A 19,275-nucleotide genomic window follows, 5' to 3' on the forward strand; every position below is an offset into this window, starting at 1 on the left:
NCCCGCTGGAATATCTAAAGGATGTGATGGACCGCCTGCCCACGCAGCCGTACAGCAGGATCAATGAATTGCTGCCGCACAACTGGAAACCAGCGAACTAATCAAGACGGGTTTGCTGGGGGCTTACTTACCAACCACCACCGACAATGCTGGAGAGAAAGACTCAGGGACACACCTAGGGTATTACCTTTGGGTGTCTCGATGAGAGCAGGACTTCCAAAGGATAGAACCCAAGGACCATTGCTCTATCTCCTACTGGGCAACCTATGCCCGAGTCCATGGGAAATGCAGGGGTAATCCGAGGGTGATGGATCTGGGTTGAGGCGGTGGCACAGGCTTGTAGTCAAAGGGGATGACCTATGGGTAGGTCCCAGACCATCAAAGGGTCAGTCTCTAGGTTGCTAAGGTTCAGGGGCAAAGGTGGGGGGAGATGGTGGGCAAAGGGGACGGTCACTGTGATGACTCTCTGGGTGGGTCTCACAGCCCTGTTGGCGGGGGAGCGCAACCCCTTCAGATTCAGCCTAGTAAATCCTTAGGAGGAAGCCCTGCCCCTCATAGCTTGAGTGGCAATGTAAGCCCCTTCACCCGGTATTGTTTGATGGCATCTGAGAGCGGACCGAGGGGATACAAGGAACTTCCGTAGGATCTACTTACAGACCCGTTCCTGTGACCTGTCATGGCATCGTGGACCTCCTCTCCGATTTTACTGTCACGACAGCAATCAATGAAGTTGTGTCTCAGGGAATGGAAAACCACGTCCTTATCAACAACACCCACAACTTCTCTAAGGTAGCGACTAAACCACTTAGACCAGTTTCCTGAACGCTTTCCGTGAACATCGGCTGCCAGCTCAGAGAAAACCCACTCCCTGCCACGGACCCTCTGTTTCTCGACATACGTGAGGAACCCAAGGCGAAGTAGCTCCTGATGCAAAGGAACCCTGCGCACGGACCCTCGGTTCTTAATGGACTGCTCCTCATGCTCATTACGGATGAACAAATAAGGAATCCCATCTTCCTCTAAGACATCTTCTACCCTCAATTGACAAAGCTCCTCCATCCTACCCCCAGTGAACAAAGCAAGAAGCGGTAACCACACCGCAGCGGGACCCTTGCCTCCACTCGGTATCTTCTTCCCTTGGTAAATGGGCGAGGAAAACAATTGGTTAAGCTGAGAGACGCTGAAAGGTCTACGGGCATCCTGTTCTTTTAAGGTGCGCTTGGGGGGCATCACCTTCGTAGCGACATTCACTTTGACAATGTCTCGGTCCAAGGCAATGCTCAAGAGCGCTTTGATCGCACTCATTTGCTGTTCAACTGTAGCAGCGGCCAATCCCTTGGTGGTGGTAAGCCAATCCCTAAAGGTAACAATGTCAACTCGCTCAATATCTGCGAGAGATTTCTTGGGGTGCAGCTCCTCAAACCTACTTGCTGCCATGGCGAAGACTCGGACTGAACTGGCTGCAGGTTTTTTCACAACCTTCCACGGCTCCAGCATGTTAAGTATGCCAACCTGCATTATGGGCTTGTCCACTTTGATGATAGGTGGGGACTTCACAGGTATTCCCTTAGCCCTCAACTCCAGGATTTCAAGACATTCAAAAGCTTCAAGGCGAATCATCGAGACAAGATCCAAAAACGCTTCTGAATCCTCCGGCATCTCAATGGACTGTTCATGTAGCCACTGCTTGGCGATCTCAGGAGCAATGCCGGACCAATTACGTCCTTCCAAGAGCAGGAGCTTCCTTAGAGAAGCAGGCGTATGTGACATCCCGAGGAGATGAAATTCCCCTTCGTTGACAAGCCCCCTGCTTCTCCTTTTCTCATCATCACGCATCCAGTGCGATCCCCAAGCCTTGGATAAGGCATGAAGGTATTCTTCTGTGAAGTGATCCACTCTGGGGGGAGGCTTGCTAACTAAAGAGGCAGGTGATCGGAACCCATTGATTAAACGGTCATGCTCAAGGGTCAACTCAAGACATTTCCGCTTGGCTTCAACGAGGTCAGAGGTGCGTAAGCTGATCCACAACTGGGACTTCAGGTCGAACAGGTGACGAACGTCTGAAGGTAAGTCTCTGTGATAGTAAAAGATACGGCCACGAAGCCGAAGGTTTTGCACCTTTGCCACATCAATCTCCGTGTCATTCTTAGCAACTTTCTTAGCAGGCTGTCGCTTGGAACTCATTGATAAATGGCAACTTTTTGAAAACAAAGACTTAGAGATTGACTGGCGGAGAAGGAGGGATTCGAACCCTCGAAGAGGTTGCCCCCTTACCTGATTTCGAGTCAGGCCGATTCAGCCGCTCTCGCACTTCTCCATGGGGCGCAAGTATATAGTATTCGGGTAGTATCCAAAAACACTCAAAACAACAAACGGAGACAACTTTTGAACAAAACTACAAATAGCCGGTTCATTTTTCTGGGCTTTATTGCCGCTGGCTTTACCAATATATTTGGCATGCTTGGGGCCAGCGAGTTTTTCAGTAATTCGGCTTTTCATGAATTATCACCCGAAGTTTTTTCCCCATTCGGCACTTTCATGGTCATGGTTTGGGGTCTGGCTTATTTGGCGGTTGCCAAACAGGCTCACCAACTGCCGGCAATCTGTTTCGTATTTGCTTTCGAGAAAGCCATTTATGTGTACACCTGGGTAATCTGGATCAGCAGCAAATCCGACATGCTGCCAATCATTCAGGAAAAAACTCCCCTGCTTGCCTTGTTTTATTCCGGCTACGGCATCATCGATTTGGCTTATGGGCTCTTTTTCGCGTGGGTCGGAATTCGCGCACTTCAAAAATAAGCACTGAAACGCGTACATCAATCCGGTGCATGCACCAAACCCATCAAATCTGGCGCACTGATTTATTTGGTGCGCCGCACCAAACTCGCTCTGTGCACCAAAAATAGTGTTCTTTTCAGCACTGTTTTAATTCAATTTCACAACTGTGCACTTCTTTTTTGCATGGCACACAAACTGCTAAGTGTGCTGTAAGACCTATGCCAACGAAGGATAGGGTCAGATGCTTTCAGGCAATGCAACAAAGAAGTACTGGACAACGGCGTCCATCCCAAACTTGCTGGGCAGGTGTGGCGATGTGCGCCGTTTTTTCTTGAGTTGATTTTTCAAGGACGCACACGATGAGCAACAAACCAACTGACAAAAAACCCGAACTGTCGGAAACACGCCGCACTTTTATCAAGCAGTCGGCCGCAGTGTGGGGATCAACCATGCTGGCGGGTTTCGGCGCACCCTCCATCGTGATGGCCCAATCAACAAAACTGGAAACGACCAAAGCAAAACTGGGCTTCATCGCTTTAACCGATGCGGCCCCCTTGTTTGTCGGTATTGAAAAAGGCTTCTTCAAAAAGCATGGCATGCCCGATGTCGAAGTGCTCAAACAATCATCCTGGGGCACCACACGGGACAACCTTGTACTTGGCTCTGCGAACGGCGGCATCGACGGTGCGCACATCTTGACCCCCATGCCTTACCTGATCAGTACGGGCGCCATGACCGCCAACAACATTCCCACCCCCATGTACATTCTTGCCCGCCTGAACCTGGGCGGCCAGTGTATTTCAGTCGGCGAGGAATACAAGGCTTTGAAAGTGGGCACCGACACCCGCGAATTCAAAAAAGCCCTGATGGCCAAGAAAGGTGGCGGCAAAGCAGTGAGCGCCGCAATGACCTTCCCGGGTGGAACGCACGATTTGTGGATTCGTTACTGGATGGCCGCAGGTGGTATTGACCCCAACAACGATCTATCGACCATCGTGGTGCCGCCCGCACAAATGGTGGCCAACATGAAGGTGGGCAGCATGGACACTTTCTGCGTGTGCGAGCCTTGGAACAAACAACTGATTACACAGAAAATTGGATACACCGCACTAACGACAAGTGAGTTGTGGCAAAACCACCCAGAGAAAGCCCTGGGCATGCGCAAAGACTGGGTGGATGCCAACCCCAAATCTGCCAAAGCACTGGTGATGGCAGTGATGGAAGCACAAATGTTCTGCGAAGACCCAGCCAATCGCGAGGAAGTGGCACGAATCTGTTCACAGCGCAGGTGGATCAATGCGCCAATGGGCGACATTGTCGACCGCATGAAGGGCGATTTCGACTACGGCACAGGGCGCGTGGTCACCAACAGCCCACAACAAATGCGCTACTGGAAAGACCAGGCTTCCTACCCGTTCCAGAGTCACGACCTTTGGTTCATTACAGAAAACCAGCGCTGGGGTTACCTGCCCACAAAACTCGACACAGGCAGCTTGATCAAGCAGGTGAACCGCGAAGACATCTGGCGCGAAGCCGCTGCCACTTTGAAAATCGACAAGTCGGCCATTCCTGCCAGCACATCACGCGGTGTGGAAAAAATGTTCGATGGCAAAGTGTTCGACCCAAAGAACCCGAAAGCCTATCTCGACAGCTTGACCATTAAGGCGATGAAATCATGATGACCACTGACTCTCTCGAACGCTTGCAAACCACTCCAAAGGCGAAAAGCAAGCTATTCACAGAAAGCCTGAGCAAACTGGTGCCGCCCATCGTGATCATGAGTATTCTGCTTTTGATCTGGGAAATACTGTGCAGCACCGAAGGTGCCCGCCTGCCCGCACCCAGCAAGGTGATCACTGACACGTGGGAATTGATCATCAACCCGCTTTACGACAACGGCGGCAACGACGTGGGCATGGGCTGGCAAATACTGGCCAGCCTTGAACGCGTGGCCATTGGTTACAGCCTTGCGGTGGTGGTGGGTGTTGCCTTGGGTGTACTGGTGGGTCAGTCCACCTGGGCGCTGCGTGGTTTGGACCCACTTTTTCAAGTGCTTCGTACCGTGCCACCACTGGCCTGGTTGCCTTTGTCACTGGCTGGCTTTCAGGATGGAAACCCATCTGCAATTTTTGTGATTTTCATCACAGCCATTTGGCCCATCATCATCAACACTTCCGTAGGTATTCGCAATATTCCCGAAGACTACCGAAACGTGTCGCGAGTGATTCAACACAATGGCATTGAGTACTTCTGGAAAATCATGTTGCCCGCTGCTGCACCTTATATTTTTTCGGGTTTACGTATCGGAGTAGGCCTTAGCTGGCTGGCCATTGTGGCGGCTGAAATGTTGATTGGTGGCGTGGGCATTGGATTTTTCATCTGGGATGCTTGGAACAGCTCGCTAATCAGCGACATTGTATTGGCACTGGTCTACGTGGGCATTGTCGGCTTTATTCTGGATCGATGCATAGCGTGGGTTGGCAACAAAATTACTCGCGGAGTAACAAAATGAGCGATCGTTTCTTAAGTATTTCTCAAGTTCAAATGCAATTCGAACGCAATGGCATGGTGAACCCGGTGCTGAAAGACATCAACCTGGAAGTGCGCCGTGGCGAATACATTTCGCTGATTGGTCACTCGGGTTGTGGCAAATCCACAGTGCTCAACATCATTGCTGGTTTGCTGACCGCAAGCGAAGGTGTGGTGATAGTTGACAACAAGGAAGTGAATTCGCCCGGTCCTGACCGCGCACTGGTGTTTCAAAACCATTCTCTGCTGCCTTGGCTAACCGTGTACCAGAACGTAGAGCTTGCTGTTGAGAAAATTTTCAGTGGCAAAAAAACCCGCAAAGAACAACGCGAATGGATCTTGCACAACCTTGACATGGTGAACATGAGCCACGCACTTGATCGCCTGCCCTCCGAAATTTCAGGCGGCATGAAACAGCGTGTGGGTATTGCACGGGCCCTGGCCATGGAACCCAAGGTGTTGTTGCTGGATGAACCTTTCGGTGCACTGGATGCGTTGACGCGCGCCCACCTTCAAGATGAAGTCATGCGTATCCAAAGTGAATTGAAAAATACGGTGGTGATGATTACGCACGACGTGGACGAAGCCGTGTTGTTGTCCGATCGCATTGTCATGATGACCAACGGACCATCTGCCACCATTGGGCAAATTCTCGATATTGAGCTGCCCCGCCCCCGCGACCGCCTTGCACTGGCCGACGACCCTACCTACAACCACTATCGCCATGAAGTGCTGAGCTTCCTGCACGAGAAACAACGCAAGGTGGAAACAATCAACAAACATCGTCAATCAAAATCCAACTCAGAGAGCAGAGTAAGCGCCAGCGCCTGATTTGAAATTCAAAACATCAAAAACCGTCGCAAAACCATAGCGGCGGTTTTTTTTCGACCCTAGGGAAAGTACCGATGGGTAAGGGTTTGCTCCTATTTAGTTAGCTTTGGTACGCCATCACAATGCAGGTTCGAAAAGTAAAACCAAAAACAACAGTCGAAAGCTACATCAATTTAAGGAGGCAAAATGACTGATTCAGTGAACAACCAGAAGCGCCGTGATTTTATCAAAGGCACATCCGTGGCCGCAGTGGGTGCAGGCGCCTTGGCGTTCCCCATGATTTCTACTGCTCAAACTGTGAACATGCGCTTTCAGAGTACATGGCCACAGAAAGACATTTTCCACGAGTATGCCGTTGACTTTGCCGACAAAGTAAACAGCATGACAGGTGGTCGCCTGAAAATCGAAGTATTGCCTGCTGGCTCAGTTGTGAAAGCATTTGACCTGTTGGACGCAGTAAGCAAGGGTACCCTCGACGGTGGCCACGGCGTTATCGCCTACTGGTACGGTAAAAACGCAGCGGTTGCGCTGTGGGGTTCTGGCCCATCTTTCGGCATGGACGCAAACATGCTGTTGGCCTGGCACAAATACGGTGGCGGCAAGGAATTGCTGGACGAAATCTATGGCGACCTGAAAATGGACGTTGTTTCTTTCATGTCTGGCCCAATGCCAACTCAGCCCCTGGGCTGGTTCAAGAAGCCTGTAACGAAAGCTGAAGACCTGAAAGGCCTTAAGTTCCGTACAGTTGGCTTGTCTGTAGACATGTTCACGAAGATGGGTGTTGCAGTTAACGCACTGCCTGGCGGCGAAATCGTTCCAGCGATGGATCGTGGCCTGCTGGATGCAGCTGAATTCAACAACGCATCGTCAGACCGCCTGCTGGGCTTCCCAGACGTGTCCAAAGTGTGCATGTTGCAATCGTTCCACCAGTCTTCAGAACAGTTCGAAATCATGTTCAACAAGACCAAGTACAACAAGCTGCCAGCCGAGATCAAAGCCATTATTGCAAACGCCTCTGAAGCTGCGTCTGCCGACATGAGCTGGAAGGCAGTGGATCGCTACTCCAAAGACTACATGGAAATGCAAAGCAAAGACGGCGTTAAGTTCTTCAAGACGCCTGACAGCATCTTGAAAGCCCAATTGAAAGCATGGGATGAAGTGACCAAAGAAAAGTCTGCTTCAAACCCCATGTTCAAGAAAGTGTTTGAATCGCAGCGTGCATTTGCTGCACGTGCAGCCAAATGGCAAGCCGATACATCCGTCGACTTCAAAATGGCTCAAGCGTTTTACGCACAACAGAAGAAGTAATTTGTTTCCATAGCCTGAAAGCCAACATCTACACAATGGATGTTGGCTTTTTTTAAAACCGAACCCGAGGTTCACCCCATGTTAGCTTTCCTTCATTTGGTCGACAAAATTTCCACCAAGGTAGGGCATCTGTTTGCCTGGACCATTGTGTTGTTGACTGGAATTATCGTGTTCGAAGTATTCACGCGATACGCCCTGAACAGCCCCAATCCATGGGTGTTCGATGCGTCCTACATTCTCTACGGTATCCTGTTCATGATGGCAGGTGCGTACACGTTGGCCACCAATGGTCACGTGCGTGGCGACATTCTTTACGGCTTTCTTGAGCCCAGAACACAAGCCATTCTTGATCTGATTCTGTATTTTATTTTCTTCTTTCCCGGCATCATCGCATTGACCTACGCAGGGTACACATTCGCTGACGAGGCCTGGGCCATCAAGGAAATGTCTTCAATCACGGCCGATGGCCCTCCCATCTACCCATTCAAGGCATTCATTCCGCTGGCAGCTGTTTTCTTGCTGCTTCAGGGCGTAGTCGAAGTGATTCGCTGCGTCATGTGCATCAAAGACGGCGTGTGGCCCAAGCGTGAAGACGATGTGCAAGAAGTCGATGTAGAGAAGCTCAAAGCGTCTCTCGGCAAGAATTAACAGGATTAATCATGAAAAAAGAACTATATTTTGGTATTGCCATCATGGCGATGATCCTGATCGGGGTCGCCATTGCAATGCCTGCCCCATCTGAAATGAATAACGGCCATCTGGGCTTGCTGATGCTTTCCCTGATTGTTGTGGCCATTATGCTGGGCTTCCCAACGGCGTTTACCTTGATGGGTATGGGCGTGATTTTCACGTTCTTTGCCTACGATCAAGATGTACAGAAAACACTTGATCTAATGGTTCAATCCACCTACAAGGTGATGACCAACGATGTGCTCATCTCAGTGCCCCTGTTTGTATTCATGGGTTATCTGGTTGAACGCGCCAACCTGATCGAGAAACTTTTTAAATCCCTACACTTGGCCATGGCTCGCCTTCCCGGCGCCTTGGGCGTTGCAACACTGGTCACTTGCGCAATTTTCGCAACGGCCACTGGTATTGTGGGTGCGGTGGTTACCTTGATGGGTCTGTTGGCCATGCCCAGCATGCTCAAAGCAGGCTATGACACCAAAATGGCTGCCGGTGCCATCACCGCCGGCGGTTGTCTGGGTATTTTGATCCCTCCTTCTGTGTTGTTGATCGTATATGGTGCAACAGCCGGTGTTTCCGTGGTGCAGTTGTACGCAGGCGCATTTTTCCCCGGCATTATGTTGGCAAGCTTGTACGTCGCTTACATCATCATTCGTGCAAAGCTGAATCCGAAAAGCGCCCCTCCCTTGTCAGAGGAAGATCGCCGAGTGCCGCTTAGCCCTGTGCTGGGTTCACTCAAGCGCACCTATGGCAGCAGCCGCGCAGTGTCCGCATTGGTCAATGGCATGAAAGGCCGTCGCGAAGGCAACCTGACCACCGGGCAAGTGGCCAACCAGTTCTTCGTGGCCATGTTGCCAGCAATTTTCGCCGCGTTCATTCTGGGCTTGGTGTATTCCTCACTGACAGCCCCCAAGCCAGCGGCATACGACACCACAGGCCTGGTCAGTTTTGGTTCTGAATATCAGGACTCAAGCACCAGTAAGTACGATTTTGGCTTTGATGAACCTGCTGGCGCTGAAACCACCGAAGCAGCACCTGCTGCTGTGGAAGAACCCGCCGAGCCGGCAGCTGCTGCCGTTGCTGATGAGCCCGAGGCCAGGTCAGCCCCCATGAATTTCTGGATTTCCCTGCTCGTGGTGTTGGCGGTGCTTGTGTACTACTACTCACGCCTGAGCTTTGAGCGTCTTGAAGTGTTCAAGATGTTGCTGACATCCTTCTTCCCCCTTGCAATTTTGATTATGGCGGTATTGGGAAGCATTGTTTTCGGTTTCGCAACGCCCTCTGAGGCAGCCGCTGTAGGCGCATTCGGCGGTTTGTTGTTGGCGGCGGGTTACAGACAACTCAGCTTCCCGGTGCTGCGTGAATCCGCATTCCTGACCTCCAAAACAACGGCCATGGTGTGCTGGTTGTTTGTGGGCTCGTCCATCTTCTCAGCGGCATTTGCGCTGCTGGGTGGTCAGGAATTGGTCGAACAATGGGTATTGTCTTTGGGCCTCACTCCCATTCAGTTCCTGTTGCTCTCGCAAGTGATTATTTTCCTGTTGGGCTGGCCTTTGGAATGGACAGAAATCATCGTGATTTTCATGCCGATTTTCATTCCGCTGCTGCCCTACTTTGACGTAGATCCACTGTTCTTCGGATTGCTGGTTGCCATGAACCTGCAAACTGCGTTCCTGTCTCCGCCAGTGGCGATGGCCGCTTTCTACCTGAAAGGTGTGTCGCCACCCGGAGTTACATTGAACCAGATTTTCCTGGGCATGATTCCATTCATGTTCATCCAGATCTTTGCCATGTTTGTGTTGTATGTGTTCCCGCAAATCGGCATGTGGCTGCCTGGCGTGCTTTACAGATAAGCAATGCGTTGTTGATCTGTCTGAATGCAAAAAACCGCCCTAGTGGCGGTTTTTTGTTATTGAACATCCGCTCGTTCGAATCTACTCACAGGTCGCAAAAACAAAAAACCCGCCACAAGGGCGGGTTTCTATGTTTTTGGCGGAAGCTGTGAGATTGTTCTCGCACCTAGCGGTGCTCCCTCGTTTCGTTCCCTATCGGGAACTACACCGAACTATTATTTTTACGATCCGCTCGTTCGAATCTACTCACAGGTCGCAAAAACAAAAAACCCGCCACAAGGGCGGGTTTCTATGTTTTTGGCGGAAGCTGTGAGATTCGAACTCACGGAGGGCTCGCACCCTCGCCGGTTTTCAAGACCGGTGCATTCAACCGCTCTGCCAAGCTTCCGAGCCCGCAATTATAACCATAAACTCTTGGTTTTGGAAACACTCTCGAATGAAATCGTGGAATATCGCTAACCCTTTAGGCCCATGCGCTTTTTCATGGCTTGCATGCTGACATACGACAACACAGCAATGGTGGGTATGGCCACAGCGATCGCCAAATCAGGCGAAACAGGCACTCCCATGGTTTTTAGCCCTTTGGCCAAATAACCTACCAAACTCGCGCCGTAGTAAGAAATAGCAACGATCGAAAGACCTTCTACCGTCTCCTGCAAACGCAACTGAACCTTTGCACGCTTGTCCATGCTGGTGAGCAAGCGCTGATTCTGGCTTTCCCGCTCAATTTCCACGCGGGTCCGCAACAATTGGGTAACTCGGGAAATACGGGCGGCCAGCTCATCTTGCCTGCGTGCTGTCCAGGTACAGGTTTTCATCGCGGGGCCCAAACGGCGATCCATGAACTCGCCAAACGTTTGCATGCCCACCATGGGAATTTCTTTCAACTCGGCAATCCGCTTTTTCACCAAATCGGTGTAGGCCTCTGCCGCAGTGAACCGCACACGGTTTTCAGCGCTTAACTGCTCGACCTTGGCCGCCAGGTCAGTCAAGTGGCTCAACAACTTGCGATCCAGCTCAACATCTTCGGAAGTCACCTCAGCCAAGTCTTCCGTTTTGCTGGTGGCCGCCATTTCAGTGGCCAATTTCACCAGGCGATCCTCATGCGACGACAGCTTCGGCAATGTGGCACGCGCAACCGGAAAACTCAGCAGCGCCATCATGCGATAGGTCTCCATCTCGATCGTGCGCTGCACCACCCGCCCCAACTGGCGAGACCCCATTTTCAAATTACAAATCAGAATACGGGTAGCGCCGCGATCAGCAATTCGAAGGTCGGAAAACACCTGCCCGGCCCCATTCGCAATCATGCCGCCGATCAAGGTGTTGCCATCAAAATAGCCTGCAACACTGCGTGGTTCGCGAGAGCCCTCTGTTTTTTGAACAAACAGCTCAATGGCCACCAGCATGACGCCAGGCAAAGCTGCCATCCAGCTTGGTGGCAAGCGGCGGGTAACCGGGCGATCAAAAACTATCGCATGATCGGCCCGTTCGAAGAATGTCAGCGTAATGAACTCATTGTGCCGCTCTAGCCGCAGGCGCAAGGCCGACTCGCCTCCACACAAGCTCAAGCTGACCTGGGGAGCAGCCAATTCCTCATCGGAAACTGGTTTGCATCCACAATAGTCCACCAAAGCCTGCAATTGCGCGACAATCTCGGGCGTGACCTCGCCCTGTACCAGCAAAGCAATGTGGAACACTCTTTCCTGAGGCCACAAGGCCTCGGTGGGGCGGGAATGGACTTCATCATTCAGCGCTTGCCGCAAAGGGTATGGCTGGGGCAATAAGTTACTTTTATTCATGACAAACAAGATTGGTGGGCGCTTAACTTCGAGCGCGAAGTTCGGGCCATGCCTTCATCAAGTAATAGCACATCGACCACACAGTTAATACCGCAGCCACATAAATTCCCAAAGTACCCAGTAAGCGGAAATCAATGCCCATCCAGGTTTCATTGGCCAACAACATGGGTATGGCCACCATTTGCGCAATGGTCTTGAACTTGCCAAGCCAGTTCACTGCAACGCTGTTACGCGCACCAATGCTTGCCATCCATTCGCGCAATGCAGAAATTGTGATCTCGCGGCCAATAATGATTAGCGCAATGAAGGGTCCAATACGCCCAAGATCAACCAACACAATCAGTGCAGCACCCACCATCAGCTTGTCAGCCACCGGGTCGAGAAACGCACCAAAGGCTGAAGTTTGATTCCAGCGGCGGGCCAGGTAACCGTCTACAAAATCGGTAATGGCGGCGAACACAAACACCCAGGCACCCACCCAGTTTTGCATGGAAATGGACATCACTGTTTCAGGCAGAAAATAAATGCCGACAACCAGTGGAATCAAAATAATCCGGACCCAGGTCAGGATCATGGGCAGGTTCATTGGCATATCTGTTTTTCTTTTGTTAAGTAAAAATACACGGTATAGAGGTACAGAATATATCAGCGCCAACGTCTGTTGAGGCACACATCTTCAATGCAAACGCCGATAAATTTCTTCAGCCAGCGTCTTGGAGATCCCTTCGACTGTTTGCAAATCTTCCACACTGGCCGCTTTAACCCCCCTCAAACCGCCAAAACGGGTGAGTAACTTTTGTTTGCGCCGCGCACCAATGCCTTCAATTTCATCCAGTTCAGACACCTGGCGAGCCTTTGCACGTTTGGCTCGCATGCCGGTGATTGCAAACCGGTGGGCTTCATCCCGAATCTGGGCAATCAACATGAGCGCAGGGTGCCCAGGGCCCAGCTCAAGGCTCGGCCTACCGTCGGGAAACACCAGGGTTTCCAGGCCCACCTTGCGGTTCTCACCTTTCTTCACGCCCACGATCAGACCGATGTCCAGGCCCAATTGCTCAAACACTTGCCGGGCCACTTCAATTTGCCCCTTGCCACCGTCGATTAGTACCACATGCGGCATGACAATTGGGGCTTTGCCCTCGCGCTGATAGCGGCGGGTTACCGCTTGGCGCATGGCTGCGTAGTCATCACCCGGCGTAATGCCTTCAATGTTGTACCGGCGGTATTCACGGCTTTGCATGTCGTGGTTGTGAAACACCACACACGAAGCCTGTGTGGCCTCGCCTGCGGTGTGGGAAATATCAAAGCACTCCACCCGCAAAGTGGCCAGCAAATCAATGTCCTCGGGCGGTGTGTCCACGGCAGCTTCCGTGCCGGGTGGTAAAACGGAATCGCTGGCAGTGTCGCCCAGTGGTTTGATGGTGCCACCCAAGAGGCTGTTCGCCTCGCCCGCCTGCAAAGCTTCTTCAAGTCGTGTTTCAAGGCCCAGTGTTTCGACCAGTGCACGGGTTCGGAACTGGGCTGAGCCCTGTTCGGCAATTCGCCGGGCAATGGCGATTTCCGCATTGTCCACGGCCATGTCCAGCCACTTGCGTCGCTCGCTTTGCGGCTGTCGAATCAGATTGATTTTTTTACCTGCCTGCTGGCTGAGTGCCATCAGCAATTCGGGCGCATCCAGATCCTGATTCACGATCAACAGGTTCGGAATTGGGCGATCCACATAGGCCTGGCTCAAAAACGCTTCCAGCACCTCGGGGCCAATGTCCTCGCTGGCTTGCGCCACGCTGGGAAACATGGGCTTGTCGCCCAGATGCCGACCGCCACGCACCATGGCAAGGTTTACGCACACTGCACCACCCTTGATCACCACGGCAATAATATCTGCGTCGTCATCGCCGCCCGTGGTGTCCACCGACTGCTTTTGTAACACGCGGCTTAGCGCACCCAACTGGTTGCGGTACATGGCCGCCTTCTCAAACTCCAGCAAGCCGCTGGCCTCCAGCATTTTCTCTTCCAGGCTGGCCAACACCGCTTTGTGGTCACCCCGCAAAAAGCGAGAAGCAGCTTCCACATCTTTTGCGTAATCTTCAGGGCTGATCCAGTTCACACAGGGTGCGCTGCAACGCTGAATTTGGGCCTGCAAACAGGGCCGTGACCGATGCGCAAAAACTGTGTCTTCACAGGTGCGCAACAGAAACACGCGCTGCAGCACCTGAATACTTTCCTTCACTGCCCAGGCATTGGGAAATGGCCCAAAAAACTGGGACTTTTTATCGACAGCGCCACGGTAATACGCCACACGCGGGTATTTGTGGTTGGTCAGGCGAAGGTAGGGGTAGCTTTTGTCGTCCCGAAACAGAATGTTGTAACGCGGGCTAAGCGATTTAATCAGGTTGTTTTCAAGCAGCAGCGCTTCCGCTTCCGTGCGGGTGGGCGTGACATCAACGCGCACTATGCGCTCAACCATGTGGCTGGTACGCGGGCTCGCATGGGTTTTCTGAAAATACGACGACACCCGTTTTTTCAGGTTCTTGGCTTTGCCCACGTACATCACCGTGCCGTTTGCGTCGATCATGCGATACACGCCGGGGCGCGTGGTCAAATCCTTCAGAAATGCGGCAATATCAAAAGGTGAGTCTGGCGACTGCTGATCTTCGGTCATCGCCCTGCCCTTACGCTTTCAGGAAATGGCTGATCGATTCCAGCACAGCCTCGAACATGGGTACGGTAAGCCGGCCTGTTTGCGTGTTGTAGCGGCTTACATGGTAACTGTCGAACAAACGAAACGCACCCAGATCATGTTCGGCTGCATGGCCAAACTTGAATGCGCTCTGCCTTTGATCCATGGCTTTCAACACGGCTTGGTGACCCACCAAACCCAAGGCCAGAACAGCTTTCGGTGGGTGTACTTTGAATTCGTGCGCAATAAACTGGTTGCAGGTTTTAATTTCTGCAGGCGTGGGTTTGTTTTCAGGCGGAACACACTTCACGGCATTGCTAACGCGTGCATTCAATAGTTGCATGCCATCGCCCACTGCCAAGGAAACAGGCCTGTTGGCAAAACCATACTTGTGCAAAGTGCTGTACAACAGGTCGCCACAATAATCGCCCGTAAATGGGCGCCCACTGCGGTTGGCACCATGCAAACCTGGCGCCAGGCCCACAATCAACAGCTCGGCGTTGGCAGGGCCGAAAGGCGGCACGGGTCCATTGAAATGACCTGGAAACTTTTCGCGATTCTGTTCATGAAAAGCATGCAATCGCGGGCACTCGGTGCAATGCACATCAAACACCTTGGCCGGCCATTGCTGGTCCATCGCCAAGGGTTGCCATGCCAATTTTTTTTCCATTTAACCCAATACCTTGCGCGCGTTGTAGAACAAACGCATCCACGGTGAAAACTCGCCCGCATCTTTCGGTGCCCAGCTCATTTGCACATTGCGGAACACGCGTTCAGGGTGCGGCATCATGATGGTAAAGCGGCCATCTGGCGTGGTGAAACCGGCCAGTGCCTCGGGGCTGCCATTGGGATTGAACGGATACTGTTGAGTGGTCTCGCCTTGCGAGTCCACATACTGCACCGCCACCAAACCATCAGAACTTAATTTGGCGTGGTTACCCTGACGAGAGAAATCAGCGCGGCCTTCACCGTGCGCAACCACCACAGGCACCACCGAACCTTCCATGCCATTCAACAAAATGGATGGGGTTTTGTTGATTTTTACATTCACCAAGCGTGCTTCATATTGCTCGCTTTCATTGCGCATCAGCTTGGGCCAGTGTGTTGCACCGGGAATCAGATCAGCCAGCGTGGCCATCATTTGGCAACCATTGCAAACACCCAAACCGAACACATCGTTGCGGCCAAAAAATTCAGCAAACTGGTCGGCCAGTACGCTGTTGTAGCGAATGGTTTTCGCCCAGCCTTCGCCGGCGCCCAACACGTCGCCGTAGCTAAAACCGCCACAGGCGGCCAAGCCCTGGAAATCTGCCAGCTTGCGCTTGCCGGTCAGCAAGTCGCTCATGTGCACATCCACGGCCTCAAAACCAGCCAAGGTGAATGCACCAGCCATTTCAAGCTGACCATTCACGCCCTGCTCACGCAGTACTGCCACGCGCGGCTTTGCTCCGGTGGCGATGAAAGGTGCTGCCGGGTTTTCTGTGATGTCAAAACCGGGCTTCCACACCAAAGCATTGGGCAATTCCGCAGCTGCTTTGTGCTCACTTTCTGCACAGGCCGGGTTGTCACGGCGCTTGGCAATTTGATAGCTGGTGTCGTCCCAAATCCCCTGCAGCTTGGCCCGGGTTTCCGAGTAAATGCATTTGGCATCGCGATAAAACTCAATTACATCTCGGTCGTTTGGCTTGCCAATAATATTGCTGTGCTTGCTCAGGTTGAAATCGCGCAGCACCTGCATGGCTTCACTTTTTTGCGCTGCGGGTACTTGCAACACCACACCCAGTTCTTCATTGAACAAGGCTTTCAAGGTGAGTTCACCGCGCTGCACGCTGACCTGCTCGGGGCGAATTTTAAAGTCGCCCCAATCGGCTGAATACGGATCGATTGTGATCAAATCAAGGTTGATTGACAAACCACTGCGGCTTGCAAAGCTCATTTCTGCCAGTGCAGTCAACAAGCCACCGTCGGAGCGGTCGTGGTAAGCATGCACCAAGCCTTTTTCGCGCAAAACGTTCAAAGCCTGCGCAAAGTTTTTGATGTCGCTGGCGTCTTCCACATCGGGCACATCGGTGCCCAACTGGTTGGTGACTTGCGCCAGCACACTGGCACCCATGCGCATTTTTCCGCGGGCCAAATCAACCAACACCAACACGGTGTCCTCGGTGGTATTCAACACCGGCGTTAGTGTGCCGCGTACGTCGTTGATTTTTGAGAAGGCAGTCACAATCAAACTGACTGGTGACAACACTTCCTTCTGCACATCGCCTTCATTCCAGCGGGTGCGCATGGAAAGTGAATCTTTACCAACAGGAATACCCAATCCCAGTTGAGGGCACAGCTCCATGCCAATGGCTTTTACGGTGTCGAACAATGCGGCATCTTGCCCTGGCGTGCCGCAGGCGGCCATCCAGTTTGCGCTCAGTTTCACGTCTTCCAGTTTTTCAACAGGTGCAGCCAACAAGTTGGTAATACTTTCGGCAATGGCCATGCGGCCTGAAGCAGGTGCATTCAACACAGCCAAAGGCGTGCGTTCGCCCATGGCCATGGCCTGCCCCGCGTAGCCGGTGTAGTCGTCGATGGTTACTGCCACATCGGCCACAGGCACCTGGTGTGGGCCAACCATTTGGTCACGCGCGGTAAACCCGCCCACGGTGCGGTCACCAATGGTGATCAGGAAACGCTTTGAAGCCACGGCCGGAAATTTCAACACCTGTTCAATGGCCTCGCCCAAGTCAGTTTGGGTCAAATCCATTTCAGCTTTCACAGTTTCAACGCGGTTGTCGTTGCGCTCCATGCGGGGTGGCTTGCCCAGCAAGACTTCCATGGGCATGTCGACAGGGTTGCTTGTACTTTCCACGTCCAGCACTTTCAACTGGCGCTCATCAGTAACCACGCCCACCACGCAGAACGGGCAGCGCTCGCGTTCACACAGTTGCGTAAACAACTCAAGCGATTCGGGTGCAACGCCCATCACATAACGTTCCTGCGATTCATTGCACCAAATTTCAGCGGGGCTCAAGCCACTTTCATCGAGGTTGACTTTGCGCAAATCGAATTCAGCGCCTTTGTTCGAGGCATCGGCCAATTCCGGAAACGCATTGGAAATACCACCCGCACCCACGTCGTGAATGCTCAAAATCGGGTTGGCATCACCAAGGGTCCAGCAACGGTCGAGCACTTCTTGCGCGCGACGTTCCATTTCCGGGTTGGCACGCTGCACGGAATCAAAGTCAAGCGATTCGGTGTTCGAACCAGAGTTCATGGACGATGCAGCACCACCACCCATGCCAATGCGCATGCCGGGGCCACCCAGTTGAATCAGCAGGCTGCCCGCTGGCAAGTCGCATTTGTGGGTGTGCACTTCACGAATATTGCCCAAGCCACCCGCAATCATGATGGGCTTGTGATAACCGTAAACGCGGTCGCCCACACGCTGCTCGAAGGTGCGGAAATAACCGCCCAGATTGGGGCGACCAAATTCATTGTTGAACGCGGCCGCACCAATCGGGCCGTCGATCATGATTTGTTCGGGCGTTGCAATACGCGTGGGAATACCAACAGGCTGTGGCTGCTCGCTGTTTTGATCATTGCGCTGATCAAGCGGCACCAGGGCGTCTTGTCCGCTTTCCCAGCTTTCCTTGCCACCGTCAAAACGCAAATGCGAGGTGGTAAAACCGCACAGGCCTGCCTTGGGCTTTGCACCACGGCCGGTTGCACCTTCGTCGCGAATTTCACCACCTGAACCTGTGGCCGCGCCTGCATAAGGGGAAATGGCCGTGGGGTGGTTGTGGGTTTCAACCTTGATCACGAAATGCGTGGTTTCTTCATGCGGGCGATACACACCGTCTGCATCCGCAAAAAAGCGTTCAGCCTTCCCACCGGCAATCACTGCTGCATTATCAGAATACGCAACCACAGTGCCTTGCGGCGTTGTTTTGTGGGTGTTACGGATCATACCGAACAGGGTTTCATCTTGCGCCTGCCCGTTGATGGTCCAGGTGGCATTGAAAATTTTGTGGCGGCAGTGCTCGCTGTTGGCCTGCGCAAACATCATCAATTCCACATCGGTGGGCGAACGGCCCATGGCGGTGTAGGCTTCCAGCAAGTAATCGATTTCATCTTCGCTCAAGGCCAGGCCAAGTTCGCTGTTGGCCTTCACCAATGAATTGCGACCCTCGCCCACCTGGCCCAGCTCAATAATCTGCAAGGTCTTGCCTTGCAAAGGCAGGAACAGGCTTTTCACATCGAAGCCATCAGGCAATACCGTTTCCGTCATGCGGTCGTACAGTGCGGCCTTCAAAGCCTGCAAGGCCGCGCCTTCAGGCAATTTGCTGCCACCCAGCAAACCTTTTTTGAACGTCAGTTGAAATTCAATGCCGCGTTCCATGCGCACCACGTTGGCCAAACCAGCGTTGTGGGCAATGTCAGTGGCCTTCGACGCCCATGGGCTGACCGTGCCCAAGCGGGGCACCACCACGCAACTTACGTCGACACGATCCAGTGCGGGTGCAGCATGGCCATAATCGAGCAAACCTTCCATCACTTTGCGCTGCGTTCCTTCCAGCGCGCCGCGGGTGGCCACGAAATGAACGAAATGCGCGCGCACTGCCGACACATTCGCATCAATGGCTTGCAGGCGTTTCAACAAACCTTCTGCACGGAAAGCAGACAGGGCAGACGCGCCATTGAAGGTTGAAACATCGAATTGATCAGCCGAAGACAGGGCAAGAGACATGACAGCAGTGGGGGTGGTTGAGGTAATCTTGAATTATAAGTGCTACAGCCCACTTTCTGAGGCCAAAGCCTT

The 19,275-nt window shown here is 52.7% G+C and carries 13 protein-coding genes, 2 tRNA genes and 2 pseudogenes; 8 read left to right on the plus strand and 9 right to left on the minus strand.

The window, feature by feature from the left end; genetic code table 11:
- Position 1 precedes the first annotated feature (1 nt).
- Positions 2-101: pseudogene (locus FRIGORI9N_RS15555) on the plus strand (transposase domain-containing protein); the annotation flags it as partial.
- A 451-nt stretch (positions 102-552) separates the two neighbouring features.
- On the opposite strand, the gene FRIGORI9N_RS04135 reads toward FRIGORI9N_RS15555, so the two are convergent.
- From FRIGORI9N_RS04135 to FRIGORI9N_RS04140, 3 genes and pseudogenes are all read right to left on the minus strand, one after another.
- A complete protein-coding gene (locus FRIGORI9N_RS04135) occupies positions 553-1,836 on the minus strand; it encodes a tyrosine-type recombinase/integrase (RefSeq protein ID WP_159568607.1) in 1,284 nt (427 codons plus the stop codon).
- A gap of 108 nt (positions 1,837-1,944) precedes the next feature.
- Positions 1,945-2,184: pseudogene (locus FRIGORI9N_RS15560) on the minus strand (DUF6538 domain-containing protein); the annotation flags it as partial.
- 43 nt (positions 2,185-2,227) lie between these two features.
- Positions 2,228-2,317: transfer RNA gene (locus FRIGORI9N_RS04140), tRNA-Ser, on the minus strand.
- A 68-nt stretch (positions 2,318-2,385) separates the two neighbouring features.
- On the opposite strand from FRIGORI9N_RS04140, the gene FRIGORI9N_RS04145 reads away from it, so the two are divergent.
- The 7 genes from FRIGORI9N_RS04145 (at position 2,386) to FRIGORI9N_RS04175 (ending at position 9,986) form a co-directional block, all read left to right on the plus strand.
- A complete protein-coding gene (locus FRIGORI9N_RS04145) occupies positions 2,386-2,799 on the plus strand; it encodes a hypothetical protein (RefSeq protein WP_159568608.1) in 414 nt (137 codons plus the stop codon).
- Between the two features lie 338 nt (positions 2,800-3,137).
- Entirely contained in the window at positions 3,138-4,457 is a 1,320-nt protein-coding gene (locus FRIGORI9N_RS04150) for a CmpA/NrtA family ABC transporter substrate-binding protein (RefSeq protein ID WP_159568609.1), read from the plus strand.
- On the plus strand, positions 4,454-5,290 hold the full coding sequence (gene ntrB / locus FRIGORI9N_RS04155; RefSeq protein ID WP_159568610.1) for a nitrate ABC transporter permease: 837 nt from the start codon (positions 4,454-4,456) through the stop codon (positions 5,288-5,290). Before FRIGORI9N_RS04150 ends, ntrB begins: the two co-directional genes overlap by 4 nt.
- A complete protein-coding gene (locus FRIGORI9N_RS04160) occupies positions 5,287-6,138 on the plus strand; it encodes an ABC transporter ATP-binding protein (RefSeq protein ID WP_159568611.1) in 852 nt (283 codons plus the stop codon). Before ntrB ends, FRIGORI9N_RS04160 begins: the two co-directional genes overlap by 4 nt.
- Before the next feature lie 186 nt (positions 6,139-6,324).
- A complete protein-coding gene (locus FRIGORI9N_RS04165; RefSeq protein WP_159568612.1) occupies positions 6,325-7,446 on the plus strand; it encodes a TRAP transporter substrate-binding protein in 1,122 nt (373 codons plus the stop codon).
- 78 nt (positions 7,447-7,524) lie between these two features.
- A complete protein-coding gene (locus tag FRIGORI9N_RS04170) occupies positions 7,525-8,094 on the plus strand; it encodes a TRAP transporter small permease subunit (protein ID WP_159568613.1) in 570 nt (189 codons plus the stop codon).
- An 11-nt stretch (positions 8,095-8,105) separates the two neighbouring features.
- Complete coding sequence (locus tag FRIGORI9N_RS04175; protein WP_159568614.1) at positions 8,106-9,986, plus strand: TRAP transporter large permease subunit; 1,881 nt, start codon at positions 8,106-8,108, stop codon at positions 9,984-9,986.
- 298 nt (positions 9,987-10,284) lie between these two features.
- Here the strand turns inward: FRIGORI9N_RS04175 and FRIGORI9N_RS04180 are convergent.
- The 6 genes from FRIGORI9N_RS04180 to purL all read right to left on the minus strand — a co-directional run bounded on the left by FRIGORI9N_RS04180 (position 10,285) and on the right by purL (position 19,203).
- Positions 10,285-10,374: transfer RNA gene (locus FRIGORI9N_RS04180), tRNA-Ser, on the minus strand.
- Positions 10,375-10,441: 67 nt separating this feature from the next.
- Positions 10,442-11,788 carry a DUF3422 family protein gene (locus tag FRIGORI9N_RS04185; protein WP_159568615.1) on the minus strand — a complete coding sequence of 449 codons (1,347 nt, stop codon included), beginning with the start codon at positions 11,786-11,788 and terminating at the stop codon, positions 10,442-10,444.
- A 22-nt stretch (positions 11,789-11,810) separates the two neighbouring features.
- Entirely contained in the window at positions 11,811-12,380 is a 570-nt protein-coding gene (gene pgsA / locus FRIGORI9N_RS04190) for a CDP-diacylglycerol--glycerol-3-phosphate 3-phosphatidyltransferase (protein WP_159568616.1), read from the minus strand.
- Between the two features lie 84 nt (positions 12,381-12,464).
- The gene (gene uvrC / locus FRIGORI9N_RS04195; protein ID WP_159568617.1) at positions 12,465-14,450 is read right to left on the minus strand and encodes an excinuclease ABC subunit UvrC; all 1,986 of its coding nucleotides are present in this window, start codon (positions 14,448-14,450) and stop codon (positions 12,465-12,467) included.
- Between the two features lie 10 nt (positions 14,451-14,460).
- A complete protein-coding gene (locus tag FRIGORI9N_RS04200) occupies positions 14,461-15,138 on the minus strand; it encodes a uracil-DNA glycosylase (RefSeq protein WP_159568618.1) in 678 nt (225 codons plus the stop codon).
- Entirely contained in the window at positions 15,139-19,203 is a 4,065-nt protein-coding gene (purL, locus tag FRIGORI9N_RS04205) for a phosphoribosylformylglycinamidine synthase (RefSeq protein WP_159568619.1), read from the minus strand.
- Positions 19,204-19,275: the final 72 nt, after the last annotated feature.

The organism is Limnobacter sp. 130 (assembly GCF_902506325.1).
GTDB lineage: Bacteria > Pseudomonadota > Gammaproteobacteria > Burkholderiales > Burkholderiaceae_B > Limnobacter.